The organism is Salmonella sp. A7, from assembly GCF_020181675.1.
Classification (GTDB): Bacteria; Pseudomonadota; Gammaproteobacteria; order Enterobacterales; family Enterobacteriaceae; genus Salmonella; species Salmonella enterica.
On record NZ_CP084001.1, the window covers coordinates 2,604,002 to 2,620,828 of the forward strand.

Genomic DNA, 16,827 nt, shown 5'->3' on the forward strand with positions numbered 1-16,827 from the left:
TTATTCGGTCTGACGGCCTGTCTCCTCAGCAGGCGGGCTTTTTTTGCCCGCTCGCTTACGCGGCGCGCTCTTTTTCTTGTCTCCACCGCCTGGCGCGACTATCCCTCTGAAGCGCTTCACCGGCGTGCGCTTAGCCTGATCGATCAGCTGATATAACGTGCCGACCAGCGGTTGCATAAAATCCTGGTAACGGCACTGCTTTTCGCTGATTTGCGTCAAAACAGATTCCCAGTGCGCGGTCATATCTGGACGGGCCGCCATTTCCGGCAGCGAATGTATTAACGCTTTGCCAGCATCGGTAGAATGAATGTAGCGCCCTTTTTTGGTCAGAAAGCTACGTTTGAACAGCAGCTCAATAATCCCGGCGCGCGTGGCTTCCGTCCCCAGCCCATCGGTCGCGCGCAGGATCTTTTTCAGATCTTTATCCTGCACGAAGCGGGCAATTCCGGTCATCGCGGAAAGCAATGTCGCATCGGTGAAATGACGCGGCGGCTGGGTTTGGCGCTCGACCACTTCCCCCTTTTCACACAGCAACTCATCACCTTTGGCGACAACCGGCAGCGGCGTACCGTCGTTTTCCTCGTCGCGCTCTTTACTGCCCAGTAACGTCCGCCAACCGGCCTCCGCCAGAAAACGCGCTTTGGCGACAAATTTTCCTTTGGCGATTTCCAGTTCAATAACGCATTTACGAAACACCGCGTCCGGGCAGAACTGCATCAGATACTGACGCGCAATCAGGGTGTACACTTTCGCTTCGTTTTCCGTCAGATGGACAGAAGAACTGCGCGCCGTCGGGATAATCGCGTGGTGCGCATCCACTTTTTTGTCATCCCAGCAGCGATTGCGCGTATCAGGATTAACCACAGGCTGCGGCAGTAAATCCGGGGCGTGGACGCTAATCGCGTTCATGACCGCCTGCCGTCCGGCAAAGTGTTCTTCCGGCAGATAACGGCAGTCGGAACGCGGATAGGTAATCAGTTTGTGGGTTTCATAGAGCTTCTGACAAATATCAAGCACGTTTTGCGCGCTCAGGCCAAAGCGTTTGGCGGCTTCAATCTGTAGCGTCGAGAGCGAAAACGGCAGCGGCGCGGATTCTGATTCCCGTTTATCATTATAACTGGTTACCAGCGCGGGCTGACCGTTGATTCGGTTCACCACATGCTCCGCCAGCGGACGATGAAGCAAGCGCCCCTCTTCATCCTGATAAGGTTCGCACGCCTCGCTCGGCTGCCAGATAGCGGTAAAACGCTCGTCGGCAGGCGTAACGATGTGCGCCTTCACTTCAAAGAAGTCTTTGGCGACGAAGTTCTCAATCTCTTCGTCTCGCCGCACCACCAGCCCCAGTACCGGCGTCTGTACGCGTCCCACGGATAACACACCCTGATAGCCGGCATTACGGCCCAGGATCGTGTAAGCGCGGGTCATATTAATGCCATACAGCCAGTCCGCTCGCGCTCGCGCCAGCGCGGAGACGCACAGCGGCACGAAGTCGCTGTTCGCCCGCAGCCTGTCAATAGCACGCTCGACCGCCTGCGGGTTAAGGTCGTTTATCAGACAACGCCGTACCTGCTGGCGCTTTTCGGCAGGAAGCTGGAGATAATCCAGCACTTCATCAACCAGAAGCTGTCCTTCGCGATCCGGGTCGCCGGCGTGAATAATTTCACCGGCTTGATACAAAAAGCGCTTAATCACATTGAGCTGTTTGGTGACGGAAGGACGAGGCTGAAGCTGCCATTTTTCCGGCACGATAGGCAGGTCAGCCAGATTCCAGCGCGCATAACGGCTGTCATACGCATCCGGCTGCGCCTGTTCCAGCAAATGACCAATACACCAGGTGACGACCTGCCCGTTTCCGCACTCAATAAAACCATCGCCTTTACGGTGCGGTTTTGGCAGCACATCCGCAATGGCGCGCCCCAGACTCGGTTTTTCGGCAATAAACAACCGCATCAGGTTAACGAATCTCAACCATAGCGCGACCGCCACGGGCCTCGACCAGTTCGCCAATCGCGGTCAGATCGATACCAAATTCCGCCGCGGTGGCTTTAACATCGTCTTCGGCGTCCGGCGTTACCGCCAACAACAGACCGCCTGACGTTTGCGGATCGCACAGCAGGCTACGAACTTCACGCGACATGTCGCCCATCAGATGACCATAGCTGGCGAAGTTGCGCTCTGTGCCGCCCGGTACGGCGCCCAGAGCAATATACTCTTCCACGCCCGGCAGTTTAGGGATGTCCTGATAGCAAAGCAGCGCCTGCACACCTGCGCCCTGGCACATCTCGCTCAGGTGCCCCAGCAGGCCAAAACCGGTAACGTCAGTCATAGCTTTTACGCCGTCGATATTGGCAAACGCCGCGCCAGCAATGTTCATCCGACACATGACTTCCGTCGCCAGCCCCTGATGTTCAGGCTTAAGCAGCGATTTTTTCTCGGCGGTGGTCAACACGCCAATCCCCAACGGTTTGGTCAGAAAGAGCTTGCATCCCGCCTGCGCGGTACTGTTTTTCTTCACCCGTTCGGTCGGCACTACGCCTGTGACCGCGAGACCAAAGATCGGCTCCGGGGCGTCAATAGAGTGTCCGCCCGCCAGCGCGATACCGGCCTGACGGCAGGCAAAGCGCCCCCCCTCGGTCACTTCACGCGCAATATCGGGCGACAGGGTATTAATCGGCCAGCCAAGGATCGCGATCGCCATAATCGGTTTGCCGCCCATCGCAAAAATATCGCTGATGGCGTTTGTTGCCGCAATGCGGCCAAAATCGAACGGGTTGTCGACTATCGGCATAAAGAAGTCGGTGGTGCTGATAATACTGGTGCCATTACCCAGATCGTAAACCGCCGCATCATCGCGGGTTTCATTACCCACCAGCAGGTTCGGGTCGACGAACTTCGCCTGCTCGCTATGCAGGATAGTCTCCAGCACTTTAGGGGAAATTTTACAACCGCAACCAGCGCCGTGGCTGTATTGCGTTAAACGAATGGCTTGCTCGCTCATGGACATCTCCTGTCATTGCATTCGCGCTATGGTAGCGCTCATTCCCTGATGTGGTAAGTATCACTGTCTGAATTACCGCGCCTTTGCTCAGAATCCAGACAGTTTTATCCCTCAGCGTCAGAAATAACGCACAAACGGCGTGGGGTCGGGGGTACTGATCGTCGTTGACGCTTTGAGCTGCGGCGTGCCGAGATAGAGAAAACCAACAATTTTATCCTGAGGGCGGCACTCAAAGGCTTCCCGCACGATAGCGCTCTCCGTTAATGCACCGCTACGCCAGATACCATTAAACCCTTGCGCAATCGCCGCCATTTGCATCGCCATTACCGCACATCCGGCAGACATCTCCTGTTCCCACACCGGAACCTTATGGTTTTCTTCGCATTTCGCCACCACGGTAATGATCAGCGGCGCACGAAACGGCGCGTTACGCGCTTTTTCGTTCGCTTTCTCATCGCCCCCAGCAGCGACAGCGCCTTGTTCAAGCACGGCGCTGAAGCGGTCGCGCCCCTCTCCTTCAATCACAAAAAAACGCCACGGCTGTAGAGATTTATGATCGGGAACACGCATTCCCGCCCGCAGAATGTTCTGTAATTGCTCTCCGACAGGCGCCGGTTCTGCGAGACGAGAGGCGCTACGACGGTTGATCAGCAGTTCTAGTGCATCCATTTGATTAACTCCAGCAATGATATTTATTCACAAAATTAACACGGGAGCGGATTTTGTTACAGCGCAGGCAGTGATTCCTGCTGACAACTGCCTGATGGGTCATTACGATAGCCACATCTTAATGCTTTATCCTCACCAAGGTATAAGCGTTGTTACTCAGATAGGGAGAATACATGCGAACCCTGTGGCGATTTATTGCCGGATTTTTTAAATGGACGTGGCGAGTGTTGAACTTCGTCCGTGAAATGGTACTCAACCTGTTCTTTATTTTTCTGGTCCTGGTGGGCGTTGGGATCTGGATGCAGATCGGTAACGGCAGCAACAGTGAGCAAACCGCGCGCGGCGCTCTGCTGCTGGATATTTCCGGCGTCATTGTGGATAAACCGTCCACCAATCACCGTCTGGGCGCGCTGGGTCGCCAGTTATTTGGCGCCAGCTCCGACCGTCTGCAGGAAAACTCCCTGTTTGACATCGTCAACGCTATTCGTCAGGCGAAAGATGACCGTAACATCACTGGTATCGTTCTGGATCTGAAAAACTTCACCGGCGCCGATCAGCCGTCAATGCGCTATATCGGTAAAGCGCTGCGCGAATTCCGCGACAGCGGCAAACCGATTTTTGCCGTGGGTGAAAACTACAGCCAGGGTCAGTATTACCTCGCCAGTTTCGCCAATAAAATTTGGCTTTCCCCACAGGGTCAGGTAGATCTTCACGGCTTCGCTACGAATGGCCTGTACTACAAAACGCTGCTGGATAAGCTGAAAGTCTCTACCCACGTTTTCCGGGTCGGCACCTATAAATCCGCCGTTGAGCCGTTTATCCGCGACGATATGTCGCCCGCCGCCCGCGAGGCCGACAGCCGCTGGATAGGCGAACTGTGGCAGAACTACCTGCATACCGTTTCCGCCAATCGCCAGATTTCGCCGCAACAACTCTTCCCCGGCGCCCAGGCTATTATCGACGGGTTAACCAGCGTGGGCGGTGACACCGCCAAATATGCGCTCGACCATAAACTGGTGGACGCCCTCGCCTCCAGCGCAGATGTTGAAAAAGCGCTGACGAAGCAGTTTGGCTGGAGTAAAACCGAAAATAACTATCGCGCGATCAGTTATTACGATTATTCGCTGAAAACGCCTGCGGATACCGGCGGTACTATTGCGGTTATTTTCGCCAATGGCGCGATTATGGATGGCGAAGAAACGCCAGGGAATGTCGGCGGCGACACTACGGCATCGCAGATCCGCGACGCACGCCTTGATCCTAAAGTGAAAGCGATTGTGCTGCGCGTCAATAGCCCAGGCGGGAGCGTCAACGCCTCCGAAGTTATCCGCGCCGAACTGGCGGCGGCAAGAGCGGCCGGCAAACCGGTGGTGGTCTCAATGGGCGGTATGGCGGCCTCCGGCGGTTACTGGATCTCTACGCCAGCAAACTATATCGTGGCCAGCCCCAGCACGCTGACGGGTTCAATTGGCATCTTCGGCGTCATCAATACGGTAGAAAACAGCCTGTCGTCGATTGGCGTACACAGCGACGGCGTTTCCACCTCGCCGCTGGCGGATATTTCGATGACCAAAGCGCTGTCACCGGAAGTGCAGCAGATGATGCAACTCAGTATTGAGTACGGCTACAAACGCTTTATCACGCTGGTAGCAGACGCGCGTAAGCGTACGCCGGAGCAGATTGATAAAATTGCACAAGGCCATGTCTGGACCGGAGAAGACGCGAAAGCCAATGGTCTGGTGGACAGTCTCGGCGACTTTGACGACGCCGTCACCAAAGCGGCGGAGCTGGCGAAACTGAAACAGTGGCATCTTGATTACTATCAGGACGAACCGACGGTCCTTGATATGGTCATGGACAGTATGACCGGATCAGTACGCGCCATGCTGCCGGAGGCCATTCAGGCGATGCTCCCGGCGCCGCTCGTTTCCGCCGCCAACACGCTGAAGGCCGAGGGGGATAAACTGGCGGCATTTAACGATCCGCAAAACCGTTATGCGTTCTGTTTGACTTGCGCGAACGTTCGCTAATGCTTCATCAATAGCCATACCGGATGGCGGCGTCTGCTCATAGCCGCCATCCGATAATCATTAATACGTCCTTCGCGACACGACTGAACATTATCATGCAAAAGAAATCAATTTACGTTGCCTATACCGGCGGTACTATCGGTATGCAGCGCTCAGATAAAGGGTATATCCCGGTGTCCGGGCATCTTCAGCGTCAGCTGGCGCTGATGCCGGAATTCCACCGCCCGGAGATGCCGGATTTTACCATCCATGAATATGCCCCGCTGATGGATTCATCAGATATGACGCCGGAAGACTGGCAGCATATCGCTGCAGATATCAAAGCGCACTACGATGAGTATGACGGTTTTGTTATTCTGCACGGCACCGACACGATGGCGTTTACCGCATCGGCGCTCTCTTTCATGCTGGAAAATCTGGGTAAACCAGTTATTGTGACAGGGTCACAAATTCCGCTGGCTGAGCTGCGCTCCGACGGGCAAATTAATTTGCTGAATGCGCTTTATGTCGCCGCCAACTATCCTGTTAATGAAGTAACGCTGTTTTTTAATAATCGTCTGTTCCGCGGCAATCGCACGACCAAAGCCCATGCGGATGGTTTTGACGCTTTTGCCTCTCCTAATCTGCCGCCCTTGCTGGAAGCAGGAATTCACATTCGCCGTTTAAATACGCCTCCCGCGCCCTACGGTTCTGGTGAATTAATCGTACACCCTATTACGCCGCAACCGATAGGCGTAGTGACGATTTATCCGGGGATTTCCGCCGAGGTAGTACGTAACTTTCTGCGTCAGCCGGTAAAAGCGCTGATTCTGCGCTCTTATGGCGTAGGCAACGCGCCGCAAAATAAAGCGTTTTTACAGGAGCTGAAAGAGGCCAGTTCGCGCGGCATCGTGGTGGTTAACCTGACGCAATGCATGTCAGGGCGAGTCAATATGGGCGGGTACGCTACCGGTAATGCGCTGGCGCACGCTGGCGTGATTGGCGGTGCCGATATGACTGTCGAAGCTACCTTAACCAAACTGCATTATTTGTTAAGCCAGGGTCTGGACACTCAGGCGATTCGTAGCGCGATGGCGCAAAACTTGCGTGGTGAATTGACGCCGGATGATTAAAAAATCCCGACGACAAGGAGAAGATAATGACAAACCGGGCCTTATTACTGGTCGACTTGCAAAATGACTTTTGCGCCGGCGGCGCGCTGGCTGTAGCGGAAGGCGACAGCACCATCGACATCGCCAACGCTCTTATTGACTGGTGCCAGCCCCGGCAGATTCCGGTGCTGGCCAGCCAGGACTGGCATCCCGCGCAGCATGGCAGCTTCGCCAGCCAGCATCAGGCGGAACCCTATAGTCAGGGAAAGCTGGACGGGCTGCCGCAAACGCTCTGGCCGGATCACTGCGTTCAACATACCGACGGCGCGGCGTTACATCCCCTGCTTAACCAACATGCGATTGACGCCTGCATCTATAAGGGTGAAAACCCGCTGATTGATAGCTACAGCGCGTTTTTTGACAACGAACATCGGCAGAAAACTACCCTTGATACCTGGCTTTGCGAGCATGACGTTACCGAGCTTATCGTGATGGGGTTGGCGACCGATTACTGCGTAAAATTTACGGTGCTGGATGCGCTAGAGTTGGGCTATGCCGTTAACGTTATCACCGATGGCTGTCGCGGCGTGAATATTCACCCGCAGGATAGCGCACACGCGTTTATGGAGATGGCGGCGGCAGGCGCGACGCTGTATACGCTGGCAGACTGGGAAGAGACGCAGGGCCAGGCTGTCGCCAGGTAGCGGAGCAGGTATCGTATCCGGTCAATACATCACGCAACGGTGAGACCATTGCATAGATCTGTGGGCCGGATACATCACGTCAGCGTCGCTACCAAGCAAAGCTCAACGCAGGCTGGAGAGCGCTTCTAACGAAACAGATTAAAAAGCGCGGGCTGGCCGGCGCAATGTTCCGGGAATAGGCCACCGATGACAATAATCAGTTAGCGACACAGCTGGCGGACTCGCTGGACATTAAGCGTTATTCGTAAAAATATGGCGGGCCTGTGTCTGGCAGCAATGAGCAGGCCCGGTAAGCACAACGCATTGGCAATGAAACCACCGGATGGCGACTACCTCTTATCCGGCTGTCGTTACTGCATTTTCAATGTCGCAATCGGCTTTGACGTAATACCGAAATCCGCTTTGAGCTGCTGCTTGCTTTTCATCACCATCTGGCCGTGAGTATCGATCGTCATATGTTGCGCTTCGGTATTGTGCCGCGCCTGCCATAGCATCACCAGTTGCAGGCTGTTTTCTTTCTGTTCCGGCGTCAACGCCACGCCATCCGGCCATTTACCCAGCTCAACGGCGGTGGATAAACGTTGATACACTTCCGGCGTCATGCTGTTAATGATCTCATCAAGATTCATGATGTGTCCGCTCCTGTGGAATAATTTGCTGAATCGTTTTTTCAGCCTTTCAGTTGATCGCCGTTTTTCTCGTCAGAAAAGGCTAGCGAGGCCGAATTAACGCAATAGCGCTCACCGGTTGGCTGCGGACCATCCGGGAAAACGTGTCCGAGATGCGCATCGCAGTTACCGCAACGAATTTCGACACGCTGCATGCCATGAGAAAAATCGTCTATGTAACGAATCGCCTCTTCGCTGACAGGCTGGTAAAAGCTAGGCCAGCCGCAGCCTGAATCGTATTTGGTGTGGGAGTGAAAAAGCGGCGTATCACAGACCAGGCAGTGATAAACCCCATCGCGTTTATTATGTAGCAGGCGTCCGGTAAATGGCGGTTCTGTGCCACGATCCTGCGTCACATAGAATTGCATTTCGGACAATTTTTTCTTGAGTTCTTCTGCTGAAGGTTGGTTAGCCATTTGCTCACATCTCACTTTAAACGTTCTCACATTGCCCGACCGATTCTAACAAAACATTAACACCTCAGTACCAACTTTTGTTCTAAACTTGATCATTGCGAAATGGCGGCTCACGAATCGTGACTGATGTCACATTATTATCTCGGTTGCCCTTTAAAATTCGGGGCGGCGCCCCCATGTGGTTTCAAGCCGAAAGGAAGAGTGAGGCGAATCAGCCGCGCAAAGGTTGTGCAGAGGATTGATTTGTCGCAATGATTGACACGATTCCGCTTGACGCTGCGTAAGGTTTTTGTAATTTTACAGGCAACCTTTTATTCACTAACAAATAGCTGGTGGAATATATGACTATCAAAGTAGGTATCAACGGTTTTGGCCGTATCGGTCGCATTGTTTTCCGTGCTGCTCAGAAACGTTCTGACATCGAGATCGTTGCAATCAACGACCTGTTAGACGCAGAGTACATGGCATACATGCTGAAATATGACTCCACTCACGGCCGTTTCGACGGTACTGTTGAAGTGAAAGACGGTCATCTGATCGTTAACGGTAAAAAAATCCGTGTTACCGCTGAACGCGATCCGGCTAACCTGAAATGGGACGAAGTTGGTGTTGACGTAGTGGCTGAAGCTACCGGTATCTTCCTGACTGACGAAACCGCGCGTAAACACATCACCGCTGGCGCGAAAAAAGTGGTTCTGACTGGTCCGTCTAAAGACAACACCCCAATGTTTGTTAAAGGCGCTAACTTTGACAAATACGAAGGCCAGGACATCGTTTCCAACGCTTCCTGCACCACCAACTGCCTGGCGCCGCTGGCTAAAGTTATCAACGACAACTTCGGCATCATCGAAGGTCTGATGACTACTGTTCACGCGACTACCGCAACCCAGAAAACCGTTGACGGCCCGTCTCACAAAGACTGGCGCGGCGGCCGCGGCGCATCTCAGAACATCATCCCGTCCTCTACTGGCGCTGCTAAAGCGGTAGGTAAAGTACTGCCGGAACTGAATGGCAAACTGACTGGTATGGCGTTCCGCGTTCCTACTCCGAACGTATCCGTTGTTGACCTGACCGTTCGTCTGGAAAAAGCGGCTACCTACGAGCAGATCAAAGCTGCTGTTAAAGCTGCTGCCGAAGGCGAAATGAAAGGCGTGCTGGGTTACACCGAAGACGACGTTGTATCTACCGATTTCAACGGCGAAGTATGCACTTCCGTGTTCGATGCTAAAGCAGGCATCGCGCTGAACGACAACTTCGTGAAACTGGTCTCCTGGTACGATAACGAAACCGGTTACTCCAACAAAGTACTGGACCTGATTGCTCACATCTCCAAATAAGTTGAGATGACACAGTCATTGGTAAGAGCGACTCAGGTCGCTCTTTTTTTTGCTTAAAGATATACCCGTCATACTTCAAGTTGCAGGTGTGTTGGCTATGCTTTCTCACCCGAATCACTGACGGAAGTCGAACTTATCGGGATGAATCAGGGATGCCCCTGACCGAAGGTTACCTACGGTTGTTCAAATTCGTTCCCGATGAATTTGTCGTTCACTTGCCGCGTTACTCGGCCTGCGGCCTCGCCTCTACGGGCCAGCGCAAGCACTGGTCAAGGCACAAGCGCCTTGTCATGCAACTCGAATTATTTAGGGTTAAGAGGATTGCGTAATGATTAATAAAATTTTTGCCCTCCCGGTTATCGAACAGCTTACCCCTGTCCTTTCCCGTCGTCAGCTTGATGACCTGGATCTGATCGTCGTTGACCATCCGCAGGTTAAAGCCTCTTTTGCATTACAGGGCGCGCACCTTCTCTCCTGGAAACCCATTGGCGAGGAAGAGGTATTGTGGCTCAGTAATAATACGCCTTTCAAAACCGGCGTGGCGCTACGCGGCGGCGTACCGATCTGCTGGCCCTGGTTTGGACCTGCGGCTCAACAGGGTCTGCCGTCACACGGCTTTGCGCGTAATCTACCGTGGGCGCTAAAAGCGCATAATGAAGATGATAATGGCGTAATGCTGACATTTGAGCTGCAAAGCAGTGAGGCCACCCGGAAATACTGGCCGCACGATTTCACGCTGCTGGCACGTTTTAAAGTGGGCAAAACCTGTGAAATTGAACTGGAAGCGCATGGCGAGTTTGCAACCACATCCGCGCTCCACAGCTATTTTAACGTTGGCGACATCGCCAACGTTAAGGTCAGCGGACTCGGCGATCGGTTTATTGATAAAGTTAACGACGCTAAAGAAGATGTCCTGGTCGACGGTATACAAACCTTTCCGGACCGTACTGATCGCGTTTACCTCAATCCTGAAGCATGTAGCGTGATCCACGATGCGACATTAAACCGCACGATTGATGTGGTCCACCACCATCATCTTAACGTCGTAGGCTGGAACCCTGGCCCGGCGTTGTCCGTCAGCATGGGCGACATGCCGGATGACGGCTATAAAACGTTTGTCTGCGTTGAAACGGCTTATGCTACTGCGCCGCAACAAGCCACAGAAGAAAAACCCTCTCGTCTGGCGCAGACTATCTGCGTCGCAAAACGCTAAAAGTGAATGGATAACGGCGTTGCTATAGGCTCTGGAAGGCGTCAGCCGCCATCAGGCATGACCTGCCGGATGGCGGCGCTTACACATTTTATCCGGCGTCACACCATATCCAACGCGGTTTTCCCTTTTGGCGCAGGCCAGGCGTTGTCCAGTAAGGCAAGTTCGTTTGCTGACAAGGCGATCTCAAGCGCCGCCGCATTTTGCTTCACGTGTTCTGTACTTCCGGCTTTCGGGATCGCCATCACGCCCGGATGCGCAATCACCCACGTCAGTAAGATTTGCGCCGCCGTAGCGTTATGCGCTTGCGCAATTTCATTCACCACCGGATGATTCAGTAAACCGCTACGTAACCGGCCAGCCTGCGCCAGCGGGCTATAGGCCATCACTGGCATTCGCTGTTGTTGACACCACGGCAATAAATCATACTCAATACCGCGTGACGCCAGATGATAGAGCACCTGATTTGTCGCGCATTGCTGTCCCCCGGGGATGCGCCACAGCGCCTGCATATCGTCATAATCAAGATTAGAGACTCCCCAACGGCGAATTTTCCCCTGCGCGATTAGCCGCTCCATACCTTCAACGGTCTCTTCGAATGAAAAGCTTCCGGCCCAGTGCAATAGATAGAGATCGAGATAATCTGTTTTCAGACGACGCAGGCTTTCTTCACAGGCGGCAACTATCTTCTGGCCGCCAGCGTTCCACGGGTACACTTTTGACACCAGAAATGCCTCATCGCGTCGCCCTGCTAACGCCTCGCCCACGACCTTTTCCGCCCCGCCGTCGGCATACATTTCCGCTGTATCAATAAGGCGTAACCCCAAATCCAGCCCCGCGCGCAACGCCGAAACCTCGCGCTGACGTTGATCCGCGCGCTCGCCCATATACCATGTTCCCTGTCCGATGGCAGGAAGCGTCACCTGCCCGCAAAACGTTACGTTTTTCACTGATTTCATTTCCTTTTCAATGTCACTCGACGGTAAAACAATACAGGACTCTTAGACCCTACGGTAATGTCCGGCATCATACCGCGCAAGGGGGCGATTTTCTTGTCACTGACGAACGTCATCCGCAATCATGTCGACGATGCGAGTAATATGCGCGGCGGGTCGCTGATTCAGTAATAATTGACGCATCACATTCATATAGGGCGTCACATGTTGAAAGAACTCCAGATATCCTTTACAGAGATAATTTTGCCGTTCGCCGCCGTCCATGCAAATTCGATGTTTCGGACAACCGCCGTGACAGGCAAAGCGCCACGTACAGTTCTGGCAGCGTGAAGAAAGGTTTGCTTTAGCCGCGCCAAACTGCTGCTGAAAAGGAGAAGCCGCCATTTCTTCTAAAGAGTGTTGCTGCAGATTGCCCAGTTTATAGGCGGGAAAAACAAAATGGTCGCAGCTAAACACGTCGCCATTCTGCTCCACCAGCAAACTTTGCCCGCAGGTCGACTGCATCGTACAAAGCGTGGCGGGCTCCCCCATCCAGACGCCAAGTAAGTTGTCAAAAAGCTGTACGAATATGCGTCCGACATCGTGACGTATCCATTGATCAAAAACATCGCACATAAAGGCGCCCCACCCTTCAGGCGTAACGGAAAAGGGCATCAGCGAAGGCGAATCCTCATTGTCAGATAACGTCAAAGAACGCTGCGTTTTTTGCGCGAGCGGCTCAACAATGGGAATAAATTGCAGGTGTTTACTTTCCAGTTCCTGCGTCAAAAAATGATAAATAGCGTTGCCATGACGGCATGACACATCATTCACGACAGTGAGCGTGTTGAACTCAACATCATTTGCCTGCAGAAGGCGGATAGCATTAACGACACGGGAAAAAGACGCCCGCCCTGACGGCGTTTTCCGGTAATTATCATGAACGACTTGCGGCCCATCAATCGATATACCAATCAGGAACTGGTGCTGCGCAAAGAAAGCCGCCCACTCTTCATTGATTAATACGCCATTGGTTTGCAGACTGTTGTAAATAGTTTTGCCGTTGGCATAGCGTTGCTGCAAGCGCACCACTTTTTGGTAAAAAGAAAGACCGCATAGCGTCGGCTCTCCCCCCTGCCAACAAAACGAGACCTCTGAGGATGGCGTATCATCAATTACCCGGCGGATATACGTCTCCAGCACATCGTCAGACATGACGCGCTGGCCCCGGGGTTTATCAAGATAGAAACAGTACTTGCACGATAAGTTACACAGACTGCCGCTGGGCTTGGCTACGGTATTGAATACTATGCTCATTCGTCTTACTCGCTGTGAAGAATGGGTATAGCATAAGCGGGACGTGACAGGGCGATATCAGCCAGCATTGCAACAATTATTACGCTAATTGTTAGCGCAGTTGTAATCACCTGGATTTTTCATATAAAAGGCTAGTTTTTTAAATTGATGTAACAAAGTATAAATCACATAAGGCTGCGCCATACCCGGTCAACAGCGCATTTATGCAAGCCGCCATGTTCGCGTTTCAGACAGCACAAAGCCTGCATAACGCAGGCTTTGTCATGGTTTTTCTGGCAAATTCAATCAATCAGAATCTATAGGTCACGCCAGTAGAAAGGATACCGGTCCAGGATTTATCCACCATCGGGCTATCGGTAATTTCATCCGACAGACGGGTGTAGCGCGCAGTACCATATACGCTCCAGTTACCGGCGAAATTATAGTTAGCGCTCAGTTCAAGATACGGGTTCCAGCTATCGTTCGGGTTATAGCCGCGCAGGCCGCTACGCGAAGATTCTTTACGTGATACGCCGTAATAGTAATCGTTCTGGTTCTCGCTATTCCATTCAACCCCGATACCTGGCGTTAAGGTCAGCCCGCCATTGGTATACCGATAAAGCCAGGCCAGATCCCAGACAATACCGTTACTGTTATCCAACGTATCCCCTGCCAGTGAGGTACGCAGGAATCCATACTGGGTGTGATGCGCGTAAGAAACGCCCGCCATCATAGTACTTTTACGCCTGTCCAGACGACGCAACTGATGGTCATCGCTGTCGCCCGGTTTGAAGTACATCGGGGACCAGTATGCCATGATTGACAACTTATCGGCATTGTCATTCCACAAGTAGTAGCCGCCGCCCAGACCACGGAACCAGAAGTTTTCGCTTTCATAAGCGATGACCGGTATCGGATAAACATCGCTATCGTAATCTTTATAAGGGTGTTCAACCACACCAACGCCTGCGCCCAACGTCAGGTTGCTTTCAGCGTGCGCGACGCTGGCGGATGTTGCAATAAACACGCCAAGAGCCAGAAGTTTAAGTTTGGTCACAATCCATAATTCCTTATTCAAATGTTCTGCGGCAAAAGTGTAACCGCCAATACCTGTAAGCCCAACTATTTTACACAATGTAACCGTTTAATATCACCACCACCGATTATTTTCAGATGATCGGCTGATGATCGTTATGTGACCGGGAACGCTTTTTCTGATATCCACCAGCCTTTTCTACCTGATGAGTTATTGATATGTCATCGAAATCCACTGACGCGTACAGGCAAGTTTTGCAAATGCCATCTACGCTTAATGTTAAGAAGGTGTATCACCGGACACGTTGATCTTCTGGCCAATAAAATGGCATGAGAGTTGCTTTTTTTTTCCTTAGCAGAGACGGCGTTCAGTCTACCTCTTCCGGGAGCCTCTACTATTCATATGAACGGCTCTTAACATGTGCGAAAAAACGAAAGGATGGCATATCATGAATATATTCGATCACTATCGCCAGCGTTACGAAGCTGCCAAGGACGAAGAGTTCACACTGCAGGATTTTCTTACCATTTGTCGGCAAGATCGCAGTGCTTATGCCAACGCGGCAGAGCGGCTATTAATGGCTATCGGCGAGCCTAATATGGTCGACACTGCCCAGGAACCCCGACTTTCCCGACTCTTCTCCAACCGGGTTATTGCTCGCTATCCTGCGTTTGAAGAGTTTTACGGCATGGAAGACGCGATTGAACAGATTGTCTCTTATCTGAAACATGCGGCGCAAGGGCTGGAAGAGAAGAAGCAAATTCTCTATTTGCTGGGACCTGTGGGGGGTGGCAAATCATCGCTCGCTGAACGGCTGAAATCGCTAATGCAGCGCGTGCCAATTTATGTTTTAAGCGCCAACGGCGAGCGTAGCCCGGTCAACGATCATCCGTTATGCCTGTTTAATCCGCAGGAAGATGCGCAGATTCTGGAAAAAGAGTACGGTATTCCGCGCCGCTATCTCGGTACGATTATGTCCCCGTGGGCGGCCAAACGCCTGCATGAGTTTGGCGGCGATATTACTAAATTCCACGTGGTGAAAGTCTGGCCCTCCATTCTGGAGCAGATTGCCATCGCCAAAACGGAACCCGGCGATGAAAACAACCAGGATATTTCGGCGCTGGTCGGCAAGGTGGATATTCGTAAACTCGAACACCACGCCCAGAACGATCCGGATGCGTATGGTTACTCTGGCGCGCTGTGCCGCGCTAACCAGGGGATCATGGAGTTCGTCGAGATGTTTAAAGCGCCTATTAAGGTGCTGCACCCCTTGCTGACCGCAACTCAGGAAGGTAACTACAATGGTACGGAAGGTATTTCCGCCCTGCCCTTTAATGGCATCATACTTGCCCACTCAAACGAATCTGAATGGGTGACTTTCCGTAACAATAAAAATAACGAAGCGTTCCTCGACCGTGTCTATATTGTGAAGGTGCCTTATTGCCTGCGAATCTCCGAAGAGATCAAAATCTACGAGAAACTACTTAATCATAGCGAGCTGGCTCATGCGCCCTGCGCGCCGGGCACGTTGGAAACGCTTTCGCGTTTCTCAATTCTTTCTCGCCTGAAAGAGCCGGAAAATTCCAGTATTTACTCGAAAATGCGCGTTTATGACGGTGAAAGCCTGAAAGATACCGACCCCAAAGCCAAATCGTACCAGGAGTATCGCGACTATGCGGGCGTGGACGAAGGGATGAACGGTCTCTCCACCCGATTCGCCTTTAAGATCCTCTCCCGCGTATTCAACTTCGACCATGCGGAAGTGGCGGCAAACCCGGTACATCTGTTCTACGTTCTGGAACAACAAATCGAGCGTGAGCAGTTCCCGCAGGAGCAGGCTGAACGTTATCTGGAGTTCCTGAAAGGCTATCTGATCCCGAAATACGCCGAATTTATCGGCAAGGAGATCCAGACGGCCTATCTCGAATCTTACTCTGAGTACGGGCAGAACATTTTTGATCGTTACGTGACTTATGCGGATTTCTGGATTCAGGATCAGGAGTATCGCGACCCGGATACCGGTCAACTGTTCGATCGCGAGTCGCTGAACGCCGAACTGGAAAAAATTGAAAAACCAGCGGGTATCAGTAACCCGAAAGATTTCCGTAATGAGATAGTAAACTTTGTCCTGCGCGCCAGAGCCAACAATAGCGGCCGTAATCCAAACTGGACCAGTTACGAGAAGCTGCGCACGGTGATTGAGAAAAAAATGTTCTCTAATACTGAAGAGCTGTTGCCGGTCATTTCTTTTAACGCCAAAACGTCGACTGACGAGCAGAAAAAGCATGACGACTTTGTCGATCGGATGATGGAGAAAGGGTATACCCGTAAGCAGGTTCGTTTGTTGTGCGAGTGGTACCTGCGCGTGCGTAAATCGTCGTGATGTTAATGCCCGGTGGCGCTTGCGCTTACCGGGCCTACAAAGTAATGTTCTGTA

The 16,827-nt window shown here is 52.5% G+C and carries 14 protein-coding genes; 6 read left to right on the plus strand and 8 right to left on the minus strand.

What is annotated here, in order from left to right; all coding sequences use genetic code 11:
• The 3 genes from topB to LCS67_RS12800 all read right to left on the minus strand — a co-directional run bounded on the left by topB (position 1) and on the right by LCS67_RS12800 (position 3,667).
• Positions 1–1,950, minus strand: coding sequence for a DNA topoisomerase III (topB, locus tag LCS67_RS12790; RefSeq protein ID WP_031565776.1), 1,950 nt, complete (start codon positions 1,948–1,950; stop codon positions 1–3).
• Positions 1,951–1,954: 4 nt separating this feature from the next.
• Positions 1,955–2,998 carry a selenide, water dikinase SelD gene (selD, locus tag LCS67_RS12795; protein WP_001294888.1) on the minus strand — a complete coding sequence of 348 codons (1,044 nt, stop codon included), beginning with the start codon at positions 2,996–2,998 and terminating at the stop codon, positions 1,955–1,957.
• A gap of 117 nt (positions 2,999–3,115) precedes the next feature.
• A complete protein-coding gene (locus LCS67_RS12800) occupies positions 3,116–3,667 on the minus strand; it encodes an NAD(P)H nitroreductase (RefSeq protein WP_000339305.1) in 552 nt (183 codons plus the stop codon).
• A 173-nt stretch (positions 3,668–3,840) separates the two neighbouring features.
• Here LCS67_RS12800 and sppA point away from each other — a divergent pair, with 173 nt between their 5' ends.
• The 3 genes from sppA to pncA all read left to right on the plus strand — a co-directional run bounded on the left by sppA (position 3,841) and on the right by pncA (position 7,492).
• Positions 3,841–5,697, plus strand: coding sequence for a signal peptide peptidase SppA (gene sppA, locus LCS67_RS12805; protein ID WP_031565766.1), 1,857 nt, complete (start codon positions 3,841–3,843; stop codon positions 5,695–5,697).
• A 95-nt stretch (positions 5,698–5,792) separates the two neighbouring features.
• Positions 5,793–6,809, plus strand: a complete 1,017-nt coding sequence (gene ansA, locus LCS67_RS12810) for an asparaginase (RefSeq protein WP_001170136.1) — start codon at positions 5,793–5,795, stop codon at positions 6,807–6,809.
• 26 nt (positions 6,810–6,835) lie between these two features.
• Entirely contained in the window at positions 6,836–7,492 is a 657-nt protein-coding gene (pncA, locus tag LCS67_RS12815; protein WP_000184706.1) for a bifunctional nicotinamidase/pyrazinamidase, read from the plus strand.
• Between the two features lie 350 nt (positions 7,493–7,842).
• Here pncA and LCS67_RS12820 read toward each other — a convergent pair whose 3' ends face one another.
• Both LCS67_RS12820 and msrB read right to left on the minus strand, forming a co-directional pair.
• On the minus strand, positions 7,843–8,121 hold the full coding sequence (locus LCS67_RS12820; RefSeq protein ID WP_001046864.1) for a YeaC family protein: 279 nt from the start codon (positions 8,119–8,121) through the stop codon (positions 7,843–7,845).
• A gap of 41 nt (positions 8,122–8,162) precedes the next feature.
• On the minus strand, positions 8,163–8,576 hold the full coding sequence (gene msrB / locus LCS67_RS12825) for a peptide-methionine (R)-S-oxide reductase MsrB (protein WP_001519539.1): 414 nt from the start codon (positions 8,574–8,576) through the stop codon (positions 8,163–8,165).
• Between the two features lie 341 nt (positions 8,577–8,917).
• Between msrB and gapA the strand changes: the two genes are divergently transcribed.
• Positions 8,918–9,913 (plus strand): glyceraldehyde-3-phosphate dehydrogenase, encoded by a 996-nt coding sequence (gene gapA, locus LCS67_RS12830; RefSeq protein WP_000153505.1) that lies wholly within the window; start codon positions 8,918–8,920, stop codon positions 9,911–9,913.
• A gap of 328 nt (positions 9,914–10,241) precedes the next feature.
• Positions 10,242–11,126, plus strand: coding sequence for a D-hexose-6-phosphate mutarotase (locus LCS67_RS12835; RefSeq protein ID WP_031565737.1), 885 nt, complete (start codon positions 10,242–10,244; stop codon positions 11,124–11,126).
• Positions 11,127–11,224: 98 nt separating this feature from the next.
• On the opposite strand, the gene LCS67_RS12840 is transcribed toward LCS67_RS12835, so the two are convergent.
• From LCS67_RS12840 to LCS67_RS12850, 3 genes are all read right to left on the minus strand, one after another.
• Positions 11,225–12,082: an aldo/keto reductase gene (locus LCS67_RS12840; protein WP_000843751.1), complete on the minus strand. Its 858-nt coding sequence runs from the start codon at positions 12,080–12,082 to the stop codon at positions 11,225–11,227.
• Between the two features lie 96 nt (positions 12,083–12,178).
• On the minus strand, positions 12,179–13,375 hold the full coding sequence (locus LCS67_RS12845; RefSeq protein WP_000029249.1) for an anaerobic sulfatase maturase: 1,197 nt from the start codon (positions 13,373–13,375) through the stop codon (positions 12,179–12,181).
• Positions 13,376–13,664: 289 nt separating this feature from the next.
• Positions 13,665–14,411, minus strand: coding sequence for a MipA/OmpV family protein (locus LCS67_RS12850; RefSeq protein ID WP_000163762.1), 747 nt, complete (start codon positions 14,409–14,411; stop codon positions 13,665–13,667).
• Positions 14,412–14,838: 427 nt separating this feature from the next.
• Between LCS67_RS12850 and yeaG the strand changes: the two genes are divergently transcribed.
• Positions 14,839–16,773 carry a protein kinase YeaG gene (yeaG, locus tag LCS67_RS12855; protein ID WP_031565722.1) on the plus strand — a complete coding sequence of 645 codons (1,935 nt, stop codon included), beginning with the start codon at positions 14,839–14,841 and terminating at the stop codon, positions 16,771–16,773.
• The last annotated feature ends 54 nt before the right edge of the window (positions 16,774–16,827 follow it).

Excerpts from the sequence above, each read along its gene's own strand:
- topB (WP_031565776.1), bottom strand. The coding sequence starts at position 1,950 with ATGCGGTTGTTTATTGCCGAAAAACCGAGTCTGGGGCGCGCCATTGCG.
- selD (WP_001294888.1), bottom strand. The coding sequence starts at position 2,998 with ATGAGCGAGCAAGCCATTCGTTTAACGCAATACAGCCACGGCGCTGGT.
- LCS67_RS12800 (WP_000339305.1), bottom strand. The coding sequence starts at position 3,667 with ATGGATGCACTAGAACTGCTGATCAACCGTCGTAGCGCCTCTCGTCTC.
- sppA (WP_031565766.1), top strand. The coding sequence starts at position 3,841 with ATGCGAACCCTGTGGCGATTTATTGCCGGATTTTTTAAATGGACGTGG.
- ansA (WP_001170136.1), top strand. The coding sequence starts at position 5,793 with ATGCAAAAGAAATCAATTTACGTTGCCTATACCGGCGGTACTATCGGT.
- pncA (WP_000184706.1), top strand. The coding sequence starts at position 6,836 with ATGACAAACCGGGCCTTATTACTGGTCGACTTGCAAAATGACTTTTGC.
- LCS67_RS12820 (WP_001046864.1), bottom strand. The coding sequence starts at position 8,121 with ATGAATCTTGATGAGATCATTAACAGCATGACGCCGGAAGTGTATCAA.
- msrB (WP_001519539.1), bottom strand. The coding sequence starts at position 8,576 with ATGGCTAACCAACCTTCAGCAGAAGAACTCAAGAAAAAATTGTCCGAA.
- gapA (WP_000153505.1), top strand. The coding sequence starts at position 8,918 with ATGACTATCAAAGTAGGTATCAACGGTTTTGGCCGTATCGGTCGCATT.
- LCS67_RS12835 (WP_031565737.1), top strand. The coding sequence starts at position 10,242 with ATGATTAATAAAATTTTTGCCCTCCCGGTTATCGAACAGCTTACCCCT.
- LCS67_RS12840 (WP_000843751.1), bottom strand. The coding sequence starts at position 12,082 with ATGAAATCAGTGAAAAACGTAACGTTTTGCGGGCAGGTGACGCTTCCT.
- LCS67_RS12845 (WP_000029249.1), bottom strand. The coding sequence starts at position 13,375 with ATGAGCATAGTATTCAATACCGTAGCCAAGCCCAGCGGCAGTCTGTGT.
- yeaG (WP_031565722.1), top strand. The coding sequence starts at position 14,839 with ATGAATATATTCGATCACTATCGCCAGCGTTACGAAGCTGCCAAGGAC.